Source organism: Aeromonas sp. R6-1 (assembly GCF_040908165.1).
Taxonomy (GTDB): domain Bacteria; phylum Pseudomonadota; class Gammaproteobacteria; order Enterobacterales; family Aeromonadaceae; genus Aeromonas; species Aeromonas caviae.
On the sequence record NZ_JBFODF010000043.1, the window covers coordinates 75954 to 96557 of the forward strand.

Here is a 20604-nt window from a genome sequence, read left to right on the forward strand (position 1 = left end):
GGATCAGGCCTGTTGCTGGTCGGCCAGCCAGTTGGCGATCGTGACGAACTGCTCGAGGGAGAGATTCTCCGGGCGCAGGTTGCCATCGATGCCAAGCTCGGTCAGCTGGGCGTCGGTGATGAAGTTGGAGAAGCTGTTGCGAATGGTCTTGCGACGCTGGCCGAAGCCTTCGGTGCAGACCCGGTTCAGGCAACGAATGTCTTTGGCGACGATGGTCGGGTTCTTGTGCGGGATCAGACGCACCACGGCGGAATCCACCTTCGGCGCCGGCTTGAAGGCGCCCGGGCCCACTTCCAGCACCGGCACTACCTGACAATAGTACTGGGTCATCACGCTCAGACGGCCATAGGCCTTGCTGCCCGGGCCGGCGGCCAGACGCAGCACCACTTCCTTTTGCAGCATGAAGTGCATGTCCTCCACCCGGTCGGCAAATTCGCACAGGTGGAAGATGAGCGGGGTGGAGATGTTGTAGGGCAGGTTGCCGAAGATGCGCAGCGGCCCCTTGCCTTCCCCCATTAGGGTGCTGAAGTCAAAGCGCATGGCATCGGCTTCGATGACGGTCAGCTTCTCTTTCAGGGTCGGGTGTTCGCGCAGACGTGCGGCAAGATCCCGGTCCAGCTCGACCACGGTCATCTTGTCCATCTGGGCTGCGACCGGCTCGGTGAGCGCGGCCAGACCCGGGCCAATCTCCACCAGATTCTGACCCGGTTGCGGGTTGATGGCGGCCACTATCTGGTCGATCACATACCGGTCGTGCAAGAAGTTCTGACCGAAACGCTTACGGGCCGTGTGGCCCATGTGCACCTTACTGCTCATATCTTTTTTTCTCTACCATCTGGATGGCGTGGTTGATCGCGGTGGTGAGGCTGCCGGGGTCTGCCAGGTTCTTGCCTGCCAGATCCAGCGCGGTGCCGTGGTCCACCGAGGTACGGATGAAGGGAAGTCCGAGGGTGATGTTGACCGAGTTGCCAAAGCCCTTGTACTTGAGCACGGGCAGCCCCTGATCGTGGTACATGGCGAGTACCGCATCCGCATCCTTGAGGTATTTGTCCTGGAACAGGGTATCGGCCGGCAGCGGGCCGACCAGATCGATCCCTTCCTGGCGCAGGGCGGCCAGGGCGGGTTCGATGACATCGATCTCTTCACGGCCCAGATGACCCCCTTCCCCGGCATGGGGATTGAGGCCGCAGACATAGATCCGGGGGTGTTCGATGCCGAATTTGCGCTTGAGATCCGCATCCAGGATGCGGATCACCTTGCCAAGGCGATCCTCGGTGATGGCCTTGGCAACATAGGCAAGGGGAATATGGGTGGTCGCGAGGGCCACTCTCAGCCCTTCGGTGGCCAGCAGCATCACCACATCGGCGGTGTCGGACTGCTGGGCGAAGAACTCGGTGTGACCGCTGAACGAGACGCCCGCCTGGTTGATGATCCCCTTGTGCACCGGCCCGGTCACCACGGCGGCAAATTCGCCGCTCAGGTTGCCGTCGCAGGCGCGCTGCAAGGTAGCCAGCACATAGGCGCCGTTGCCCTCATCCAGCTTGCCTGGCACCACGGGGGCGCCGAGCGGCACGGGGCAGACGGTCAGAGTCCCCGCTCGCTGCGGACGGGTGGGGGCGCTTTCGTCATAGGGTTCAAGCTCGACGGGTAGCCCCAGCAGGGCGGCCCGTTCGCGCAACAGGGCGGGATCGGCGATCACCACCAGCTGATGGGGCCAGGCCCGCTGGGCAATCTGCAGGACCAGATCCGGGCCTATGCCAGCCGGTTCACCCGGGGTGATGGCAAGCCGGTGGCAGCTCAGCTGTGCCTCGGCGTGCCCTGGATGCGCCTTGTTCATCTGCTTGTCGCCCATCAATTGGGTTCGATCTGGATGTAGGCTTCGTCGCGCAGCTCATCCAGCCAGGCCTGGGACTCTTCGGCGAAGCGGCGGTTGAAGATGAGCTGGTAGGCGCGTTGCTCCTGGGCCTTGCCGGTGGCGTCCTGGCTGCGGCGATCCTCGAGCTGCACGATGTGCCAGCCGTGGCTGGTGCGGAAGGGTTCGCTGATCTGGCCCGGTTGCAGGCGCCCCAGCATGTCGCGGAATTCCGGCACATAGACGTTGGGATCAGACCAGCCCAGCTCGCCACCCTGCACCGCAGAGCCCGGATCCTCGGAGTATTTCTCTGCCATGCTGGCAAAGCTGGCCTTGCCGCTCTTGATGTCGTGCAGGATGCCGTCCAGGGTGCCCTTGGCCTTCTCCTCGCTCAGGATGATGGAGGGCTTGATCAGGATGTGGCGCGCCTTCACCTCGGTCTGCATGACCTGTTGCTGACCCTTGGTGTCGAAGATCTTGATGATGTGCAGACCGGCGCCGGAGCGCAGCGGGCCGACGATGTCACCCTTGCCTGCCCCTTGCACGGCTTCCGCCATCAGGGTGGGCATCTCCTGCGGGCTCAACCAGCCCCAGTCACCCCCTTCCAGCGCCTTGGGACCGTTACTCTCGGCAATAGCCAGCTTGCGGAAGTCTGCCCCCTCTTTCAGGGACGCCAGAATGCGCTCGATCTTGGCCTTGGCAGCGTTGAGCTGCTCGGCATTCGGGTTGTCCGGCAGCGCGACCTGGATATGGCCGATATGATATGACGTCTGTTGCTGGCCCTGTTTGCTCAGGGCCTCGACCACCTGCTTGACCTCCTGATCGGAGATGTTGATGCGACGGCGGACCTGGCTGCGGCGCACCTCGTTCATCAGGATCTCGCGGCGCACCTCCTCACGGTACTGGGCGTAGGTCAGGCCTTCCCGCTCCAGTTGGGCGCGCAGTTGCTCCAGGTTCATCTTGTTGTCGGCGGCGATGCTCTGAATGGCCTGTTCCAGCTGGGTGTCACTGATCTTGAGCCCCTGGCGCTCCGCCAGTTGCAGTTGCAGGCTCTCCTGGATCAGGCGATCCAGCGCCTGCTTGCGCAGGGTGACGTCATCGGGCAGGGACTGGCCGCTCTCCTGGGCGGAGGCCTTGACCTTTTGCACCAGGGCCTCCTGCTGACTGGCCAGCACCACATCCTTGTTGACCACGGCAAGCACCTTGTCCATCAGCTCGGGGGCGGCGAGGGCACCCTGGCTCATGACTCCGAACAGGCCTGCGGTCAGCAGGGAAATCAACGTCTTCTTCATATCCATCTCTCAAGGCGTTTGCCAGACCGATTACTGGTCTCGCAGGTTAAACGGACGAATGTAAGGCAGTGCTTCGGTGTCCAGGGAGGTGCCCTTGGAGCCGGTACCCACGCTACCCAATCCTTTCATTTCAAATTGAATGCCGAGGCTGCGCTCGGACGTCGGGGTCAGGTTCACGTTGTCTGGCGTGTTGACCCATTCCAGGTTGAAGTTGATGCTCCAGCAGCAGGAGTCGTATTTCAGGCCCACCTTGCGGTCCACTTTGACGTTCTGATTGAGCTCCTGATAGTAGCCGCCATAAAGGTGCCAGCGATCGTCCAGCGGGGTGGTCAGCAGCAGGCCGATCTGGTTGAGATCCGTCACCTGCCCCTTGTGGTCGAGGTCGTAGTTGGCATCCCGCACGAAGCGGTGGTTCAACTGGCTGATCAACTTCTCGTGACGGTACTCCAGGGCGCTGTTGGCAGAGCTTATCTGGCGCTGTTCCATATCATATTGTGCCCCCGCATGGGCATACCACTGCTCGTTGATCTTGGCGTCACCCTCGAACGACAGCGGGGAGCGGGTATTGGTACTCAGCTCATCGCTGCTGTAAAGCTTGACCCTGGGCGCCACGAAGTCGAAGGCTTGGGCAACGGCCAACCGGATTCGTTCATCCCCGGCCGGATCATAAATGCGGGTGGTGACCCCCAAGGAGAGCCGGTTGGAGTCGCTGATGCGGTCCAGACCAGCGAAGCGGCGATCGCTGAAGAGGCTGTAGTAGTCCTGGCGCATGGTGGTGGAGTCATAGACGCCGATGTTGTCCTGATCTTTATAGGGCACATAGAGGTACTGGAACTCAGGCTCCAGGGTCTGGTTGGCACCCTCGCCAAACCACTGCTGATCCCGCTCGAAGGTCATGCCGCCTTTGAGACGGAACGAGGGCAGTACCCGGGTGATGGTCCCCTCTTCCAGGGTGACGTCGCCGCCCTCTCTCGGGGTGAAACGATTGGTGAAGGTGCTGCTCATCTGGTCAGGCACCGTCTGGTCGTAACGGGTGTACATCAGCTTGTACTGGCTGTCGAGGAAGTAACCCGCCTCGTCAACGAGGGGGATGGTCAGGGTGGGGGCCGTGTAGACCCGGGTGCCGGTGTAGGCTTCACCCTTGTTCTGCTCGATGGCCTGATCGTTGTTGTAGCCGAAGTTGGTCAGCTCGGTATTCCATGCCAGATCGTACCAGCTGCCCTGCTGGTAGTAGTTGTGGTTGATGCGCGGCATCAGCTCGTGGGGCTGCTGGGCGCTGGCAAGCAGGATCTGGTAGGTCCGTACCTCGGCATCGAGGTTCCAGTTCTGCTGGTAGTAACCCGCCTTCAGGGATTGCTGCAACTGGTTGTCGACCTGGGTCCCCACCTTGGGGGTGAAGTCGTTGAAATAGTTGTAGTCCTGGTCCCGTACCTTGGTGTAGTCCACCGACACCCGCATGGCGTTGTCCATGAACATGGAGGTGTGGCGGGCACTGAGCAGGTAACGGTGACCATCAGAGAGATGCTGATTGAGGCTGGCCGTCTCGTCGTACTGCTTGTCGTCTGCCAGGTTCTCGAAGTAGAGGCTCCCCACGTGGGCCGGGTCCGGCATGTAGCGGAACTCGACCTGTTCCATCAGGCCCCGTCTGTCCATGAAGCGGGAGGTGATGGTGGCATCGTAGTTGGGGGCTATGTTCCAGTAGAACGGCTGGGTGATGTCCATACCGTTCTTGGAGCTTTGGGTATAGCCCGGGTAGAGCAGACCGGTCTTGCGCTCATCCTTGATGGGGAAGTTGATATAAGGGAAGTAGAAGACCGGATAGTCATAGAGCCAGAGGCTGGCGTTCCAGGCCTCCCCAAATACCTCGGACTGATCGATGTCGATGCTGCCGGCCTTCAGGGTCCAGGCCTCCTGGCCCGGTGGGCAGGTGGTGTACTGGGCCCCTTCCAGAGTGATGTTCTGGTTGTTGTTGGTCATGGTCACCTTTTCGGCGAAGCCGCGCACCGGTGAGCCATGGACCTGATACTTGCCCTCTTCCAGCTCGGAGTTCTTGGTGTCCAGGTTGGATTTCAGGGTTTTGTCGCTGGTGACCGTGATCTGGCCATCGTTGTAATAGATGTTGCCGATGGCGATGACATCCCGGCTCTTCTGGTCGAGCTGGGCATAGTCGGAGTCGAACTTGCGCACGCCCTGGCGCACCTTGACGTCACCCTCGTAGACGGCGGTACCGCCCTGCTTGGCCTCCAGGCGATCGGCATCCACCTCGACGGGCTGGGCATTGGCGTCCTGGTCCGCACTGGGCTTCTCTATCTTGGGAACATAGTCATAGCAGAGGCTGTCGAGGATCCCGGTAGCGGGTGGCGCATTGAGTGGCGCTGCCTGGGCCATGAGCGGACTCAGGGCAGGAACAAGGCTGATGGTCAGGGCGATGGGACAGGAGTATCCCAGTGTCCATTTTGTCATGTGAAAGGCTCGCGCAATCCGTAGTAAAAACGGTGGATTCAGGGCATGCATTTTATGTCAGGATCCATCGAGTTGACATTGCATGTCATTGCTTTATGTTAGCCGGCAATGATAAAGCATTATTGCGGCCAGGGCTAACAGCCAAGTGCTGCTTTCCAATTTGGTTCCCGACTCATGCACGATCGCGCTTCCCTGCTTTTGCAATGGGCTCGCCGGATTTCCGGTGACGCCAACCTCTCGTTGACGCTTATTTCCGGTGACGCCAGTTTCCGCCGCTACTTCCGGGGCGGCGGTCTGGTGTGGGTGGATGCTAATCCGAAAACCGAAAAAAATCATGAATTCGTTCGCAATGCGGCCGCCCTGCACGATGCGGGGCTACTGGCCCCCGAGGTAAAGGGGGTCGACTACGAGCAGGGATTGCTGGCGGTGACGGACCTGGGGGATACTCAGCTTATCGGCTGCCTGAACGAAGCGAGCGTACTGGCCTGGTATGGCAAGGCCATCGCCCTGCTGCCAAGGCTCGGCGCCGTGGCGCTCGAGCTCGAGCCCTTCGATGAGGCCTTCATGGCCCGCGAAAATGCCATCTTCCCCGAGTGGTTGCTGGGGCATCACTTGCAACTGGCCCTGAGTGATGAAGAGCAGCACTTGCTGGCGGAGACCTTCGCCTGCCTCACGGCGAGCAACCTGGCCCAGCCACAAGGAGTGATGCACCGGGACTTCCACAGCCGCAACCTGATGGTGTGCGGCGGGACGAACCCGAAGGAGAGCGACCTCGCCCTTATCGACTTCCAGGACATGGTCATCGGGCCGCTGAGCTATGACCTGGTCTCCCTGCTCAAAGATTGCTACGTGCGCTGGCCGGACGCGGTGATCGAGCAGGGCATGCGACTTGGCTTCGACACCCTGCAAGGGGCCGGTCTGCTCGGCAATCTGGACTATGCCGCGTTTCGTCGCGCAGCCGATCTCACCGGCATGCAGCGCCACCTCAAGGCGGCGGGGATCTTCACCCGCCTCTATCACCGCGATGGCAAGGCCGGCTACCTCAAGGACATTCCCCGTACCCTGGGCTACGTCGTTGATGTCTGTCGCAGCCATGGCGCTACCTACCCGGCGCTGGCCCGCTTCGGCCAGTGGCTGGAGCAGGTGGTGCTGCCCGGATTGGCGCGCACCGGGGTGACACCATGAAGGCGATGATCCTGGCCGCCGGGCGCGGCGAGCGGATGCGTCCGCTCACCGATCTGCTGCCCAAGCCGCTGCTGGCGGCGGGGGGCAAGCCGCTCATCGTGCACCATATCGAAAAACTCAAGGCAGCCGGCGTGACCACACTTGTCATCAACCACGCCTGGCTCGGACACAAGCTGGTGGCGGCCCTCGGCGATGGCAGTGCGCTCGGGGTATCCATCCACTGGTCGGCCGAAGAGAGCGCGCTCGAGACCGCCGGCGGCATCGTGCAGGCGCTGCCCCTGCTGGGCTGCGAACCCTTTCTGGTGATCAACGGCGATACCTGGCTCGACCTGGATTATCGCGCTCTGGTGAACCAGCCGCTTGGGGACGATCTCGCCCACCTCTGGCTGGTGCCCAACCCTCCCCAGCATCCGCAAGGGGACTTCTCCCTGCAAGCGGGTCGGGTGCTGGACACCCCGGCCCTCACCTTCAGCGGCGTCGGCCTCTATCACCCCGCCGCCTTTGCCGGCTTGCCCTGCGGGGCGCGCAAGCTGGCCCCCCTGCTGCGCGACTGGATGGCGCTGGGACGGGTGGGTGGCAGCCTGCTGGCTGGCGAGTGGCGCGACATCGGCACAGTGGATCGGCTGCGCGAGCTGGACGAGCAACTGCTCGCCGGCACCCATTAACATCACGAGGTCTTGAACCATGCGTATTTGGGGCAAGGTGCTTGGCACCTTCTTCGGTTTTCTGCTCGGCAACATCTTCGGTGCGCTGCTGGGCCTGTGGATCGGCCATCGCTTCGATCGGGGCATGGGGATCCGCGGGGCCTTCCAGCGGGCACCCAGCCAGCAGCAACAGGCCGTCTTCTTCCATGCCACCTTCGCCGTCATGGGCCACATCGCCAAGGCGAGCGGCCAGGTCACCGAGCACGAAATACGGGTCGCGTCCAACCTGATGGACAGGATGCGGCTGGCCGGAGAGCAGCGGGTACGGGCCCAGGAGTCATTCCGCCAGGGCAAGGAGAGTGACTTCCCCCTGCGCGAGACCCTGGCGGAGTTTCGCCAGGCGAGCCTGGGGCAGCGTGACATCCTGCGCTTCTTCCTCGAGGTCCAGCTGCAGGCCGCCTTCGCCGACGGTCAGGTGGAGGCGAACGAGCGGGCCATCCTGCAAACCATCGCCGACGAGCTGGGGTTCAGTCGCATCGAGCTTGCCCGCATTCTGGCAATGGCCGAGGCCCAGATGAACTTCTTCCACCGCCAGCAACAGCAGGGCGGTGGCCAGGGGCAGCAATACCGTCAGGAGCCCCCCTCCCGGGATCGCCTCAAGGATGCCTATCAGTTGCTCGGGGTGAACGAGAGCGACAGCGATCAGGAGATCAAGCGCGCCTATCGCAAGGAGATGAGCAAGCATCACCCTGACAAGCTGGCCGCCAAGGGATTGCCCCCCGAGATGATGGAGATGGCCAAAGAGAAGACCCAGGAGATCCAGCAGGCCTGGGAGTGGATCCGTGAGGCCCGCGGCATTCGCTGAGCCCTGAGCCCGCCATAAAAAAATGCCCGTCGATGACGGGCATTTTTGTTTTCAGAGTCTGGTTTTTCTTTTCATGGAAGAAAAATCAGTGGGCATCTACCCAGACAAACTTGAGGACGAAGAGCAGGGCCACCACCAGCACGCAGGGGTTGATCTCGCGCCAGCGGCCGGTGCCCGCCTTCATCACGCAGTAGGAGATGAAGCCGACGGCGATCCCCTCGGTGATGGAGAAGCTGAACGGCATCATCACCGCGGTCATGAAGGCCGGCACCGCTTCGGTCAGGTCTTCCCACTTCACCCGGGTCAGCTCGGAGCACATCAGCACGCCCACGTAGATGAGGGCCCCCGCTGCGGCATACGCCGGCACCATGGCGGCGACCGGAGAGAAGAAGATGGCCAGCAGGAAGAGGATGCCCACCACGATGGCGGTCAGGCCGGTGCGACCGCCGACGGCGACGCCGGAGCTGCTCTCGATATACGCAGTGACCGAGGAGGTGCCCATAAAGGCGCCGCCGACGGAGCTGACACTATCCACCACCAGGGCCTGCTTCATGCGCGGGAAGTGCCCCTTGTCATCCGCCAGCTTGGCGCGGTTGGTCACGCCGATAAGGGTGCCAGAAGAGTCGAACAGGTTGACCAGCATGAAGGAGAAGATGATCCCGGCAAGGCTGATGTCCAGCGATCCCATCAGATCCAGCTGGCCGAAGACCGGTGCAATGCTCGGCGGCACGGAGACAAAGCCCTTGAAGGTGACATCGCCGAACAGCCAGCCCAGGGTGGTGGTGACGACGATGGCGATGAGAACGGCGGAGTGGACGCCGCGGGCGGAGAAGATGCAGATGAGGAAGAAACCGAGCAGCCCCAGCAGGCAGGGCAGGGAGGTGAGGTTGCCCACGGTCACCATGGTGGCGGGGCTCGCGACCACGATGCCGGCATTGTGCAGGCCGAGCAGGGCGATGAGCAGACCGATGCCGGCGGTGATGCCGACCCGAAGTGTCAGGGGAATGTTGGCGATGAGCCAGTAGCGTACCCGCAGCAGGGTCAGGATCAGCAGGCCCAGCGCACCCCAGAAGATGGTGCCCATGCCCACTTGCCAGGAGTAGCCCATGCCAGCCACCACCACGAAGGCGAAGAAGGCGTTGAGGCCCATGGCGGGAGCCAGGGCGATGGGCAGGTTCGCCAGCAGACCCATCAGGATGCTGCCGACACCGGCGATGAGGCAGGTGGTAACGAACACGGCCTGGGTGTCCATGCCTGCCGCAGAGAGGATCTGCGGGTTGACGAAGACGATGTAGACCATGGTCAGGAAGGTGGTGATGCCGGCGATCACCTCGGTGCGGGCCGTGGTGCCATGACCGCGCAGGGCAAACAGGCGCTCGAGCAATCCCTGCCCGGCAGCCGGGCTGGCGGTCTGCCCGGTAGCGTGATGTGGTTGATTCATGTTGGATTCCAATGGGTGACGTGAAATAGGCAGCAGGGGGCCCGGCCCATCCATGCGGGGCGATGGACACTGATTCTGGCGGTGAAGTGACCAGACTCGTCCTGATACCGTGACAGCGCGCACATTTTCACACAGGCGGCCAGGTTTACAAACCCCGGATGTGCGAGGCGGATCAATGAATAGAGTAAAAATTCAAACGTTTTCCCCCGGAGGCCGAAAAAAGGGGACCAATAGAGCCCCGTTTCCACATCAGGATCAACGGTTTTTCTGGTAGCGCTCGATAAGCTGGCTCAGCACGGCATCGCTCTGCTCCAGCAAGGGATCGAGGGCCAACCCCATGCGTTGCAGCAGCAGGGTGGCCTGGGTTTCGCTCAAGGGGCGGCCATCGAGGAAGTAGGCCTGCTCGGCCAGTTGCTTGTCATGGCGGGGCAGCAGCACCCAGTGCACCCGTCGGGGTTCGATGGCGGCGAGGATCCGGTTGGCGGCCGCGCAGAAGGTATCGATGTGCTGCTTGCCATCCGGCCCCAGGCAGCCGGGTTCGAGCCGGATCTGGATGGTGAGTCTGGTGGTGGAGGCTTGGGTCATGGGTCGCTATCGCTGGGGAAGAGGTGGAGATTGTAAGTCAGAAGAGGCAAAAAAGGGGAGCCCCGGCTCCCCTTGTGACGTCATGCCTGGCGGCGCGGCTGTTGCCTCGCCTTACTTGGCAATACGCTTGTACTTGGCGCGGCGCGGCTGGACGGCCTCGGCGCCATAGGTCTTCTTCTTCCACTCTTCGTATTCGGTGAAGTTGCCCTCGAAGAACTCGATCTTGCCCTCGTCCTGGTAGTCCAGGATGTGGGTGGCGATGCGGTCGAGGAACCAGCGGTCGTGGGAGATGACCATGGCACAGCCGGGGAACTCCAGCAGAGCGTTCTCCAGGGCGCGCAGGGTTTCGATGTCCAGATCGTTGGTCGGTTCATCCAGTAGCAGCACGTTGCCGCCGGTCTGCAGCAGCTTGGCCAGGTGCAGACGACCGCGCTCGCCACCGGAGAGCTCGCCAACCCGCTTCTGCTGGTCGGAACCCTTGAAGTTGAAGCGGCCGATATAGGCGCGGCTCGGGAACTCGTAGTTGCCGATGCGCAGGATATCCTGGCCGTCGGCGACTTCCTCGAACACCGTCTTCTTGTCGTTCATCTGGTCGCGGAACTGATCCACCGAGGCCAGCACCACGGTGTCACCCAGGGTGATGGAACCGGAGTCCGGCTGCTCCTGACCCGACATCATGCGGAACAGGGTCGATTTACCGGCACCGTTCGGGCCAATGATGCCGACGATGGCGCCCTTCGGAATGGAGAAGGAGAGATCGTCGATCAGCTGGCGGTCGCCATAGGACTTGCAGAGGTTCGCCACTTCCACCACCTTGTCGCCGAGGCGGGGTCCGGGCGGAATGAACAGCTCGTTGGTCTCGTTGCGCTTCTGGTAGTCGTTGGTGTTGAGCTCCTCGAAGCGAGCCATACGGGCCTTGGACTTGGCCTGACGGCCCTTGGGGTTCTGGCGAACCCACTCCAGCTCCTTCTCGATGGACTTGCGACGGGCGGCTTCGGAACTCGCTTCCTGGGCCAGACGGGCGTCCTTCTGCTCCAGCCAGGAGGAGTAGTTGCCTTCCCAGGGGATGCCCTCGCCACGGTCCAGCTCCAGGATCCAGCCGGCCACGTTGTCGAGGAAGTAGCGGTCGTGGGTGATGGCCACGACAGTGCCCTCGTAGTCGTGCAGGAAGCGCTCCAGCCAGGCCACGGATTCCGCATCCAGGTGGTTGGTCGGTTCGTCCAGCAGCAGCATGTCCGGCTTTTCCAGCAACAGGCGGCACAGGGCCACGCGGCGGCGTTCACCCCCGGAGAGGTGCTTGATCTGGGCATCCCAGGCCGGCAGGCGCAGGGCGTCGGCCGCGCGCTCCAGCTGGTTTTCCATGTTGTGGCCGCCCTGGGCGGCGATGATGGCCTCCAGCTCGCCCTGCTCGCGGGCCAGCTTGTCGAAGTCGGCGTCCGGATCGGCGTAGGCCGCATAGACCTCGTCGAGGCGAGCCATGGCGCGTTTCACCTCGCCCACCGCCTCTTCGACCGCTTCGCGCACCGTCTGCTCCGGATCCAGCTTAGGCTCCTGGGGCAGGTAGCCGATCTTGATGCCGGGCTGCGGGCGGGCTTCCCCTTCGATCTCGGTGTCGATCCCGGCCATGATGCGCAGCAGGGTGGATTTACCGGCGCCGTTCAGACCCAGCACGCCTATCTTGGCGCCCGGGAAGAAGGAGAGGGAGATGTTCTTGAGAATATGACGCTTGGGCGGCACTACCTTGCCGACCCTGTTCATGGTGTAAATAAATTGAGCCATTGGCTAATTCTCTTCCTTTTCAGCAGTTTAATGTCGTGACATTAACAGACTGATGTCGTGGTGGGGCCGGGTCGACGGGCCGTCAACCCGGTTCCAAAAAACCCGTCGATTGTAAACCAATGGGGAGGGGGCGGCAAAGCCGGGGAGCGGGGAGCCAGGGGGCTGGCGAGCGGCCGAGAGGCGGCAGCGAACAGGAGCGTGCCGGGCCCTGTCTTAAGATTTCCTTAAGCCTGGCCCGATAGGATTCGTGCGGATGAGACGGCCGTCGGGTGGCGCTCAGCGTGGCAGCCGGCGCTCCTTGGCCGGATCCTGCCCCGAGTAGTAGAGCACCCGCTGCACGTACTCCTGGGTCTCCCGATAGGGGGGCACGCCGCCGTGGCGCAGGACGGCCTGCTCCCCGGCGTTGTAGGCGGCGCTGATCCTGACCCAGTCGGGGCCAAACTGCTTCTCCAGCCACTTCAGGTAGATCATGGCGCCACGGATGTTCTGCCGGGCGTCGAACGGCCGGGTCACGCCGAAACGGGCCTGGGTTTCGGGGATGAGCTGCATGACCCCCTGCGCCTGCTTGGGGGAGACGGCGGTGCTGTTCAGATTGGACTCGGCGATGGCGATGGCCAGCGCCAGCTGGGGGTTGACTCTGTGGCGCTTGGCCGCCTGGCGGATCATGCTGGCCAGCTGCTGCTTGCTCGTGGATTGCCGGGCTAGGTAGCTGTCCTGATCGAAGGGGGTGCTGGGCCGCACCCAGGGGGCGCCGCCTCCGCTGCCACCGACGCCACAGGTGCCGAGGGGGGCGTTGCCGACCCGCTCGTTGTAGTAGCGGGCGGCCTGCTGATTGCCGAGGCGCATGGCCATGGCCAGGTAGGCGTTCGCGTGGCGCGCGTTGCGTATCCCCTGGGGGCCGCGAGCCAGCAGGCGACCGATGCGGTAGTAGGCTTCCGGGTTGCCCAGGCTGGCGGCGGTGCAGTAGTGGGCGATGGCCTGCCTCGGGTTGCCGCGCTCCATGGCGGCGCCCTGGCGCAGGGCGCTCATCGCCTTGGGGGCCTGGCGAAATGCATCGGCATGGGCCGATGCCGTGGTCAACAGCAGGAGCAGCCCCCAGCCCCAGGCGCAGAATCTCTGCATGATGGTTACCTCGTTGGCTTGTCCGGAAGATATAGGTTCTCCACGGGGTGGCTGCCAGCCAGACGATGGAACATGTGGTTATGTGTCAGGTCATCAGAGACGAAAACGGTATGGAACTTTTAGGCGGGAGAAGATCCTGCTGGTGGTGAAGACCTGAGGTGCGGGCAGGGCCGCGCTGTTGTGCTGCCCCTCTTAGTTGATGCGATTGTTAGTTGTCGGGTGATAGACGGCGATCATCATGATGTAATACCTTGTATTTGTGCGGGTTCTGGCGCTCAGTCCACCTTCTTCATGATGTGCGCAACAGGATCCCTTGGATTATTTTCTTTGTCGGGAAGCTCATATGGGTGATTCAGTCGATGTGTCAGTCGTAGTACCAGCCAAGGATGAACGGGACAATCTGGCTCCCCTCATCAGTGAAATAGACGCCGCTCTGGGGGGCGGATACGAGTACGAATTGATCTACGTGGATGATGGCAGCGAGGATGACAGTTATGCCCTGCTGTGCGAGCTGAAGTCCCGCTTCACCAGGCTGCGGGTGGTGCGCCACGCCAGGGCCGTCGGCCAGAGCATGGCGGTGCTGAGCGGGGTGCGCCAGGGGCGCGGCGACTGGCTGGTGGTGCTGGACGGCGACGGCCAGAACGATCCGGCCGACATTCCCGCCATGTTGGAAGAGGCCAAGCGCCGTTTCGCGTCGGACAAGAGCCAGGTCGGGCTCATCGGCCATCGCGTCAATCGGCGCGATGACTGGGTGAAGCGCCTCTCGTCCAGGCTGGCGAACGGCTTTCGCGATCTGCTGCTGCGGGACGGTATCCCGGATACCGGCTGCGGCCTCAAGGTGGTGCGCCGCGACTGGTATCTGCGCCTGCCCGGCTTCAACCATATGCACCGCTACATCCCGGCCCTGATCCAGGCCCAGGGTGGCCGCATGTCCCCCTGGCCGGTCAATCACAGACCCCGGCAGGCGGGCATCTCCAAGTACGGCGTCTGGAACCGGCTCTGGGTCGGGCTGGTGGACGTGGTCGGTGTCTGGTGGTTGCAGCGCCGATCCAAGGTGGTCGAGGTGAGGGAGACATTGGAGTGATCGATGCCTTGCTCTCGATGCCACTGACCTGGCTGGACTGGACGGGCCTGCATGTCACCGGCTGGAAGATCATCGGCTACACAGGGGCGCTGATGTTCGGCGGCCGCTGGCTGGTGCAGTTCGTCGCCTCCAAGCGCGCCGGCAAGCCGGTGATCCCGCGCATGTTCTGGTACATGAGCGTGCTCGGCAGCCTGATGACCCTGAGCTACTTCGTCTTCTCGCCCAAGCAGGACTCGGTCGGCGTGTTGCAGAACCTCTTCCCCACCTTCACCGCGCTCTACAGCCTCTATCTAGATATCCAGCACAGAGGCTGGAAGCGGGACAAGGTCGTCGACGACTATGAGGCTCGTCATGGTAAATGATCGTTACCTGCTCAATCAGAGCTCATTCGGCTGGTTGCTGCTGATCGCCCTGGTGGTGCTCGGCGCCGGCCTCGGCCTGCGGGATCCCTGGCCCGCCGATGAACCCCGTTTCGCCCTGATCGCCAAGGAGATGGTGGAGAGCGGCCAGTGGCTGTTCCCCATGCGCGGCGGCGAGATCTACCCGGACAAGCCCCCCATGTTTATGTGGGGCATCGCCATCGGCTATCTGCTGACCGGCTCCATCAAGGTGGCGTTCCTGCTGCCTTCCCTGCTGGCGGGTCTGCTGACCATCACGCTGGTGTGGGACATGGGCCGCCGCCTGTGGAGCCCCTCGGTCGGCTTCCTGGCCGGGCTGTTGCTGCTGTTTACCGTCCAGTTCACCCTGCAAGCCAAGACGGCGCAGATCGATGCGCTGGTCACCTTCTTCATCACCCTCGGCGTCTACGGCTTCGTCCGCTTCCTGCTCTGCGGTGGCGGTTGGCGCTGGTACTGGCTCGGCTGGTTCGCCGCCGGGCTCGGCATCATCACCAAGGGGGTGGGGCTGCTGGCCCTGCTGATCCTGATCCCGGCGATCTGGACCCACCGCGAGAAGATCCGGGCCGCCACCAGGGGCGATTGGCTCAAGGGGCTGGCGGGACCGCTGTTCATGTTGCTGGCCATCGGCCTGTGGCTGGTGCCCATGTTGCTCGCGGTGGCCCAGAGCGGGGATCCCGTGCTGCAGGCCTATCGGGACAACATACTGCTGCGCCAGACGGTGACCCGCTATGCCAACGCCTGGCATCACGTCAAACCGTTCTGGTATTACCTCACCTCGGTGATCCCGCCGTTCTGGCTGCCGCTCTCCCTGCTGCTGCCCTGGCTGGTGGTGGCGTGGCGCAAGGCCATCCAGGGGCAGGACAAGCGCATCATACTGCTGCTCGGCTATCTGGTGCTGGTGATCGTCTTCTTCTCGGTGTCGCCGGGCAAGCGCGGCGTCTACGTCACGCCGGGCACGCCGGCGCTGGCCCTGCTGACGGCTCCCTTTGTCGCCGAGCTGTTGGCGCGGGTCTGGCCCGCGCGCCTGCTGGGCGGGCTCGGCTGGCTGCTGGGGATCATCTGTGTGGGCGGGGCGGGGGCGCTGGCATTCAGCGCCAAGCTGGCGAGCAAGCTGGGGGATCTGGGCCCGGCGCCCTGGCTGCCCCTGCTGGCGATGGGGGCGGCGCTGCTGCTCATCAACGCCCTGCTGCGCCGGGCGCCGCTCAGTGCCATCCTCTGCTCGCTGGCGGTGGGCTGGCTGATCTACTCCAGCTGGATCTGCGTGAAACTCAACGACATGCGCACCCCGGAGGGGGTGATGGCGCTGGCGGCGGAGCGGGTGCCTGCGGGGAACGAACTGCTGCTGGCCGGCTTCAAGGAGCAGCACCTGCTGTTCAGCCAACGGCCCCTGCGGCATTACCCTTATCTGATGGGGGATGGGGAGCAGGCGCGCGAGGCGGCGGCCTGGATTGCGGCCGCTCCCGGTCGCTGGGTGCTGGGCGCAGCCGATCTGATGGCGGTCTGCTTCGACGCAGATCGCATGGAGAGCCTCGGCAACCGCCACCGCACAGACTGGCTGCTGGCCGGGCCTGAGGCCCTCAAGCCGGCCTGTCGCGGTCTCAGCCCACAGATAGCGCCCTTCAGCTATACCCCCGGGCCCTGAGCCCGGACGGCAGGAGAGTAAGCCGGATAAACAGAGGGGCTGCCATTGGCAGCCCCTTTCTATTGGATGATCCTGTGCGGTCAGATCCTGTAGTACTCCCTGTACCACTTCACAAAGCTCTCGACCCCTTCGGTCAACCCTACCTTGGGGCGATAGCCGGTCGCCTCGAACAGCGCCTCTGTGTCGGCCCAGGTGGCGAGCACGTCGCCGGGCTGCATGGGCAGCATGTTGCGGATCGCCCGTTTGCCGAGCGCCGTCTCTAAGGCCTCCACGAAGTCCAGCAGCCGCACCGGGCTGCCGTTGCCGATGTTGAAGAGGCGGTAGGGGGCCGGGCTGGCATCCGTCTGCCCCCGCCAGTTGGCATCGCCGACCGGTGGCCTGTCCGCGACCCGTACTATCCCCTCCACGATGTCGTCCACATGGGTGAAATCCCGGCTGAGCTGGCCCTGGTTGTAGATGTCGATAGGCTCGCCCTTGAGGATGGCGCGCACGAACTTGAACAGCGCCATGTCGGGGCGACCCCAGGGACCGTAGACGGTGAAGAAGCGCAGGCCCGTGGTGGGAAGGCCGTAGAGGTGGGAGTAGGAGTGGGCCATCAGCTCGTTCGCCTTCTTGCTCGCCGCGTAGAGAGAGACAGGGTGATCCACTCCGTCCGAGGTCTTGAACGGCATCTGCTCGTTGAGGCCATAGACCGAGCTGGACGAGGCGTAGACCAGGTGCTGTACCCCGTGATGGCGGCACCCCTCCAGCACGGTCAGGGTGCCGGTGAGGTTGCTGTCGGCGTAGGCAAAGGGGTTGTCCAGGGAGTAGCGGACCCCGGCCTGGGCGCCGAGGTGGATCACCCGCTCGAATTGCTCCCGGGCGAACAGCTCGGCCATGGCGGTGCGATCGGCGAGATCGAGGCGCTCGAAGCGAAAACCGGGCAGGGGGCCGAGCCGCGCGAGGCGCGCCTCCTTCAGGCTCACCTCGTAGTAGTCGTTGAGGTTGTCGATGCCGACCACCTCGTGGCCCTCGGCGCACAGCCGTCCAGCCAGGTGAAAGCCGATGAAACCGGCGGCGCCGGTGACGAGATACTTCATCGCGGCTGCCCCAGACCGTGCGCCTGTTCCAGGCTGTCGCCTCGGCCGATGGCGTAATAGGTGAAGCCGCGCTGGCGCAGGCGGGCCGGATCGTAGAGGTTGCGACCGTCGATGATGACGGCCTGCTTCAGGGTGCGCTGGATCAGCTCGAAGTCGGGGGCGCGGAACTGCTGCCACTCGGTGCAGATGAGCAGGGCATCGGCGCCCTTGAGGGCCGCCTCCTGGGTGCCGCACAGGGTCAGGTCGTCCCGCAGGCCGTAGAGGTGCTGGGCCTCTTTCATGGCCTCGGGGTCGTACGCCTGCACCTTGCCGCCGGCGGCCCAGATGGCGTCCATCAGCACCCGGCTCGGGGCCTCCCGCATGTCGTCTGTGTTGGGCTTGAAGGCGAGCCCCCAGAGCGCGAAGGTGCGGCCGCTCAAGTCGGCGCCGAAGTGCTGGTGCAGCCGCTCGGCGAGCCTGTGTTTCTGCCTGTCGTTGACCTGCTCCACCGAGCGCAGCAGCGGCGCCTCGCAGCCCGCCTCCTTGGCGGTGTGGATCAGCGCCTTCACGTCCTTCGGGAAGCAGGATCCGCCGTAGCCGCAGCCCGGATAGATGAAGTGGTAGCCGATGCGCGGATCGGCGCCTATGCCCTTGCGCACCGCCTCGATATCGGCCCCCAGCTTCTCCGCCAGATTGGCCATCTCGTTCATGAAGGAGATCTTGGTGGCCAGCATGGCGTTGGCGGCGTACTTGGTCAGCTCGGCGCTGCGCTCATCCATCTGGATGATGCGATCGTGCTGGCGGTTGAAGGGGGCATAGAGCTCCTCCAGCAAGGCGAAGGCATGGGACGAGCCGGTGCCGATGATGATGCGATCCGGTCGCAGGCAGTCACTGACGGCGGCCCCCTCCTTGAGAAACTCGGGGTTGGAGACCACCTCGAGCGGCAGCGAGACGCCGCGCTGGTGCAGGATGGCCTCGATGTGCCGACGCACCCTAGTCGCGGTGCCGACCGGTACCGTGCTCTTGTTGACCACCACCTTGCCCGTTTCCATCAGGCGGCCTATGGTGCCCGCCACCGCCAGCACGTGCTGCAGATCGGCTGAGCCGTCCTCATCCGGCGGGGTGCCGACCGCGATGAAGATGAGCTCGGCGAAGCCCACCCCCTCGGCCACGTCCGTGGTGAAGTGCAGGCGACCTGCCTGGTGGTTGGCCTGCACCATGGGGGCCAGGCCGGGTTCGAAGATGGGGATGATGCCTTCTTTCAGCCGGCCGACCTTGGCGGCATCTACATCCACACAGGTCACCTGGTGGCCCATCTCGGCCAGCACGGCGGCTTGGACCAGACCCACATAACCTATTCCGAATACGGCGACTCTCATCTGCGGCGACTCCTTGGGGGCAGAGATTTGCGAGGCCCCATTCTAGAACGATTCATTGTCGGTAACAGCGGGATCCGTCCGGTTTTTCAGCCTGGGGCCAGGGTGGCGCGGGGGAGAGTGGCTGATCTTGGTGCAGGGGTTGTAACGCAGGGCTGACGAGCACCATTTTGGTGCGTATCGTCACCGTCTTGTGATCCGGCTCACTGAAATCGGACACTGTGGTCATAAACGAAGTCCCGATCCACGGGGCTCGCCACCGCCAGTGCTGGCGGCAGACACTCTTTTCACTCCGCATGGACACCCGGTTATGGACAACACCCCCCGCTCTGCGCACCCGCTCTATGAGGATGTGCTCGCCCTGCTGACCGCGGCAGGCTTCGTCTCCCTCGGCATCTTCCTGTTCCATCAGGTCGGCCTGCTCACCGGCGGCACCGCAGGGCTGGCGCTGCTGCTGCAGCAGGTGACCGGCATCAGCTTCGGCCTGCTGTTCTTCGCCATGAACCTGCCGTTCTACGCCCTGGCCTGGCTCAGGATGGGGCCGCGCTTCACCCTCAATACCTTTGCCGCCGTGGCCACCGTCTCCTTCATGACGGATCACCTCAACGCCGTGCTGCAAATCGGCAAGATCGAACCCGTCTATGCGGCGCTGATCGGCGGCACCCTGATCGGCATGGGACTGCTCATCATGTTCCGCCACAAGGCGAGCCTGGGGGGCTTCAACATCCTGGCGCTCTTCATTCAGGACAGATGGGGTGTGCGGGCAGGCAAGCTGCAAATGGGGCTGGATTGCGCCATCGTCGTCGCCTCTTTCTTCGTGGTCTCCCCCTGGCTGCTGGCGCTTTCCGTGGTGGCAGCCATCATCTGTAATCTGGTGTTGACACTCAATCACAAGCCGGGGCGCTACCAGATAGCCTGATGTGCCCGTGGGGATTGCCCTGCTGGTCAGCCCAAGGCTGGATACCGCAAAAAGACAGAGCGCCTGATGGCGCTCTGTTGCTATCTGCCCCTGGGTGTCACACCACCATGGGGACGCCGCTCTCGGGGTGGTGGATCACCTGTGCGGGGTAGTCGTAGAGGCGCGCGATGAGCTCCGGAGTCAGCACCTCGCCTGCGTTGCCGTCAGCCATCAGCCTGCCCTGCTCCAGCATCACCAGCCTATCGGCGTAGCGGGCTGCCAGATTGAGGTCGTGCAACACCACCAGCACGGCGGTGTTGCGACCGGCCAGCGCCCGGGCCATGGCGAGCAACTGGTGCTGGTATTTGAGATCCAGCGCCGAGGTGGGCTCGTCCAGCAGCAGCAGCCGCGCTTGCTGCGGCTCCTCCGGGGCCTGCCAGATCTGGGCCAGCACCCGGGCGAACTGCACCCGTTGACGCTCCCCGCCGGAGAGGCCGGGATAGAGGCGGTTCGCCAGATGGTCGACCCCGGCGTGGGTCATGGCGGCGCGGACTATTTCGTCGCGCCGGCTGGCAGGCTCGCTGTGGGGCAGCCGACCCATGGCCACCACCTCTTCGCACAGGAAGGGGAAGCTCAAGGAGGAGCTTTGCGGCAGCACACCGACCCGGTGGGCCAGAGCGTTGCCGGCCCACCCCCTGCGGGTCTGGCCGAACAGGTGGATCTCCCCTTCATGTTCCAGCTCGCCGGTCAGGCACTTGAGCAGTGAGCTTTTGCCCGCCCCGTTGGGGCCGAGCAGGGCGGTCAGGCTGCCAGCATGCAGGTCGAGATCCAGGCTGTCCAGGATAAGCCGGTTGCCACGACTGAGGCGAAGACCCCGGCAACTGAGCAGGGGGGAGGGGGATCCGGGCAAAGTGGCGATC

18 protein-coding genes are annotated in these 20604 nt (G+C 63.7%); 7 read left to right on the plus strand and 11 right to left on the minus strand.

Going from position 1 to position 20604, the window contains the following annotated elements:
• Positions 1–3: 3 nt before the first annotated feature.
• The 4 genes from rsmA to lptD are packed head-to-tail and all read right to left on the minus strand — an operon-like array spanning position 4 to position 5607.
• Complete coding sequence (gene rsmA, locus AB5Y68_RS13635; protein WP_010673207.1) at positions 4–816, minus strand: 16S rRNA (adenine(1518)-N(6)/adenine(1519)-N(6))-dimethyltransferase RsmA; 813 nt, start codon at positions 814–816, stop codon at positions 4–6.
• Positions 806–1801 (minus strand): 4-hydroxythreonine-4-phosphate dehydrogenase PdxA, encoded by a 996-nt coding sequence (gene pdxA, locus AB5Y68_RS13640; protein ID WP_039040071.1) that lies wholly within the window; start codon positions 1799–1801, stop codon positions 806–808. Before pdxA ends, rsmA begins: the two co-directional genes overlap by 11 nt.
• A gap of 50 nt (positions 1802–1851) precedes the next feature.
• Positions 1852–3144, minus strand: a complete 1293-nt coding sequence (surA, locus tag AB5Y68_RS13645) for a peptidylprolyl isomerase SurA (protein ID WP_010673209.1) — start codon at positions 3142–3144, stop codon at positions 1852–1854.
• 30 nt (positions 3145–3174) lie between these two features.
• Positions 3175–5607, minus strand: a complete 2433-nt coding sequence (gene lptD / locus AB5Y68_RS13650; protein WP_039040025.1) for an LPS assembly protein LptD — start codon at positions 5605–5607, stop codon at positions 3175–3177.
• 174 nt (positions 5608–5781) lie between these two features.
• Between lptD and AB5Y68_RS13655 the strand changes: the two genes are divergently transcribed.
• Genes AB5Y68_RS13655 through djlA form a run of 3 tightly spaced genes read left to right on the plus strand, consistent with a single transcriptional unit; the run spans position 5782 to position 8301 of the window.
• Positions 5782–6792, plus strand: a complete 1011-nt coding sequence (locus AB5Y68_RS13655) for an aminoglycoside phosphotransferase family protein (RefSeq protein WP_039040026.1) — start codon at positions 5782–5784, stop codon at positions 6790–6792.
• Positions 6789–7457 carry an N-acetylmuramate alpha-1-phosphate uridylyltransferase MurU gene (gene murU / locus AB5Y68_RS13660; protein WP_039040027.1) on the plus strand — a complete coding sequence of 223 codons (669 nt, stop codon included), beginning with the start codon at positions 6789–6791 and terminating at the stop codon, positions 7455–7457. Before AB5Y68_RS13655 ends, murU begins: the two co-directional genes overlap by 4 nt.
• Positions 7458–7476: 19 nt before the next feature.
• Positions 7477–8301, plus strand: coding sequence for a co-chaperone DjlA (djlA, locus tag AB5Y68_RS13665; protein ID WP_039040028.1), 825 nt, complete (start codon positions 7477–7479; stop codon positions 8299–8301).
• 85 nt (positions 8302–8386) lie between these two features.
• Here the strand turns inward: djlA and AB5Y68_RS13670 are convergent, their stop codons facing one another.
• From AB5Y68_RS13670 to AB5Y68_RS13685, 4 genes are all read right to left on the minus strand, one after another.
• Positions 8387–9742, minus strand: a complete 1356-nt coding sequence (locus AB5Y68_RS13670) for an NCS2 family permease (RefSeq protein ID WP_010673214.1) — start codon at positions 9740–9742, stop codon at positions 8387–8389.
• 255 nt (positions 9743–9997) lie between these two features.
• Positions 9998–10327, minus strand: a complete 330-nt coding sequence (locus AB5Y68_RS13675) for a hypothetical protein (protein ID WP_039040029.1) — start codon at positions 10325–10327, stop codon at positions 9998–10000.
• Between the two features lie 111 nt (positions 10328–10438).
• Positions 10439–12106 (minus strand): energy-dependent translational throttle protein EttA, encoded by a 1668-nt coding sequence (ettA, locus tag AB5Y68_RS13680; protein WP_043152583.1) that lies wholly within the window; start codon positions 12104–12106, stop codon positions 10439–10441.
• A 276-nt stretch (positions 12107–12382) separates the two neighbouring features.
• Positions 12383–13228, minus strand: a complete 846-nt coding sequence (locus tag AB5Y68_RS13685; protein ID WP_368207249.1) for a transglycosylase SLT domain-containing protein — start codon at positions 13226–13228, stop codon at positions 12383–12385.
• 343 nt (positions 13229–13571) lie between these two features.
• Here AB5Y68_RS13685 and AB5Y68_RS13690 point away from each other — a divergent pair, with 343 nt between their 5' ends.
• From AB5Y68_RS13690 to AB5Y68_RS13700, 3 genes are read left to right on the plus strand one after another with little or no spacing between them, the layout of a single operon-like run.
• Positions 13572–14312, plus strand: coding sequence for a glycosyltransferase (locus AB5Y68_RS13690; protein ID WP_368207251.1), 741 nt, complete (start codon positions 13572–13574; stop codon positions 14310–14312).
• Positions 14309–14674, plus strand: coding sequence for a lipid-A-disaccharide synthase N-terminal domain-containing protein (locus AB5Y68_RS13695; RefSeq protein WP_368207253.1), 366 nt, complete (start codon positions 14309–14311; stop codon positions 14672–14674). The genes AB5Y68_RS13690 and AB5Y68_RS13695 overlap by 4 nt, the downstream gene beginning before the upstream one ends.
• Positions 14664–16352, plus strand: a complete 1689-nt coding sequence (locus tag AB5Y68_RS13700) for an ArnT family glycosyltransferase (RefSeq protein ID WP_368207255.1) — start codon at positions 14664–14666, stop codon at positions 16350–16352. Before AB5Y68_RS13695 ends, AB5Y68_RS13700 begins: the two co-directional genes overlap by 11 nt.
• Positions 16353–16432: 80 nt before the next feature.
• On the opposite strand, the gene AB5Y68_RS13705 is transcribed toward AB5Y68_RS13700, so the two are convergent.
• A complete protein-coding gene (locus AB5Y68_RS13705; protein WP_368207257.1) occupies positions 16433–17431 on the minus strand; it encodes an NAD-dependent epimerase in 999 nt (332 codons plus the stop codon).
• Positions 17428–18789 carry a UDP-glucose/GDP-mannose dehydrogenase family protein gene (locus AB5Y68_RS13710; RefSeq protein ID WP_368207259.1) on the minus strand — a complete coding sequence of 454 codons (1362 nt, stop codon included), beginning with the start codon at positions 18787–18789 and terminating at the stop codon, positions 17428–17430. Before AB5Y68_RS13710 ends, AB5Y68_RS13705 begins: the two co-directional genes overlap by 4 nt.
• A gap of 307 nt (positions 18790–19096) precedes the next feature.
• On the opposite strand from AB5Y68_RS13710, the gene AB5Y68_RS13715 reads away from it, so the two are divergent.
• Positions 19097–19705: a YitT family protein gene (locus tag AB5Y68_RS13715; RefSeq protein ID WP_279961518.1), complete on the plus strand. Its 609-nt coding sequence runs from the start codon at positions 19097–19099 to the stop codon at positions 19703–19705.
• 97 nt (positions 19706–19802) lie between these two features.
• On the opposite strand, the gene AB5Y68_RS13720 is transcribed toward AB5Y68_RS13715, so the two are convergent.
• Complete coding sequence (locus AB5Y68_RS13720; RefSeq protein WP_039040038.1) at positions 19803–20594, minus strand: heme ABC transporter ATP-binding protein; 792 nt, start codon at positions 20592–20594, stop codon at positions 19803–19805.
• Positions 20595–20604 lie beyond the last annotated feature (10 nt).

What these genes read in the sequence shown, in the direction of transcription:
- surA (WP_010673209.1), bottom strand. Translation starts at nt 3,144, where the DNA reads ATGAAGAAGACGTTGATTTCCCTGCTGACCGCAGGCCTGTTCGGAGTC.
- rsmA (WP_010673207.1), bottom strand. Translation starts at nt 816, where the DNA reads ATGAGCAGTAAGGTGCACATGGGCCACACGGCCCGTAAGCGTTTCGGT.
- AB5Y68_RS13685 (WP_368207249.1), bottom strand. Translation starts at nt 13,228, where the DNA reads ATGCAGAGATTCTGCGCCTGGGGCTGGGGGCTGCTCCTGCTGTTGACC.
- murU (WP_039040027.1), top strand. Translation starts at nt 6,789, where the DNA reads ATGAAGGCGATGATCCTGGCCGCCGGGCGCGGCGAGCGGATGCGTCCG.
- djlA (WP_039040028.1), top strand. Translation starts at nt 7,477, where the DNA reads ATGCGTATTTGGGGCAAGGTGCTTGGCACCTTCTTCGGTTTTCTGCTC.
- AB5Y68_RS13690 (WP_368207251.1), top strand. Translation starts at nt 13,572, where the DNA reads ATGGGTGATTCAGTCGATGTGTCAGTCGTAGTACCAGCCAAGGATGAA.
- ettA (WP_043152583.1), bottom strand. Translation starts at nt 12,106, where the DNA reads ATGGCTCAATTTATTTACACCATGAACAGGGTCGGCAAGGTAGTGCCG.
- AB5Y68_RS13700 (WP_368207255.1), top strand. Translation starts at nt 14,664, where the DNA reads ATGGTAAATGATCGTTACCTGCTCAATCAGAGCTCATTCGGCTGGTTG.
- AB5Y68_RS13655 (WP_039040026.1), top strand. Translation starts at nt 5,782, where the DNA reads ATGCACGATCGCGCTTCCCTGCTTTTGCAATGGGCTCGCCGGATTTCC.
- AB5Y68_RS13715 (WP_279961518.1), top strand. Translation starts at nt 19,097, where the DNA reads ATGGACAACACCCCCCGCTCTGCGCACCCGCTCTATGAGGATGTGCTC.
- lptD (WP_039040025.1), bottom strand. Translation starts at nt 5,607, where the DNA reads ATGACAAAATGGACACTGGGATACTCCTGTCCCATCGCCCTGACCATC.
- AB5Y68_RS13670 (WP_010673214.1), bottom strand. Translation starts at nt 9,742, where the DNA reads ATGAATCAACCACATCACGCTACCGGGCAGACCGCCAGCCCGGCTGCC.
- AB5Y68_RS13710 (WP_368207259.1), bottom strand. Translation starts at nt 18,789, where the DNA reads ATGAGAGTCGCCGTATTCGGAATAGGTTATGTGGGTCTGGTCCAAGCC.
- AB5Y68_RS13675 (WP_039040029.1), bottom strand. Translation starts at nt 10,327, where the DNA reads ATGACCCAAGCCTCCACCACCAGACTCACCATCCAGATCCGGCTCGAA.
- AB5Y68_RS13705 (WP_368207257.1), bottom strand. Translation starts at nt 17,431, where the DNA reads ATGAAGTATCTCGTCACCGGCGCCGCCGGTTTCATCGGCTTTCACCTG.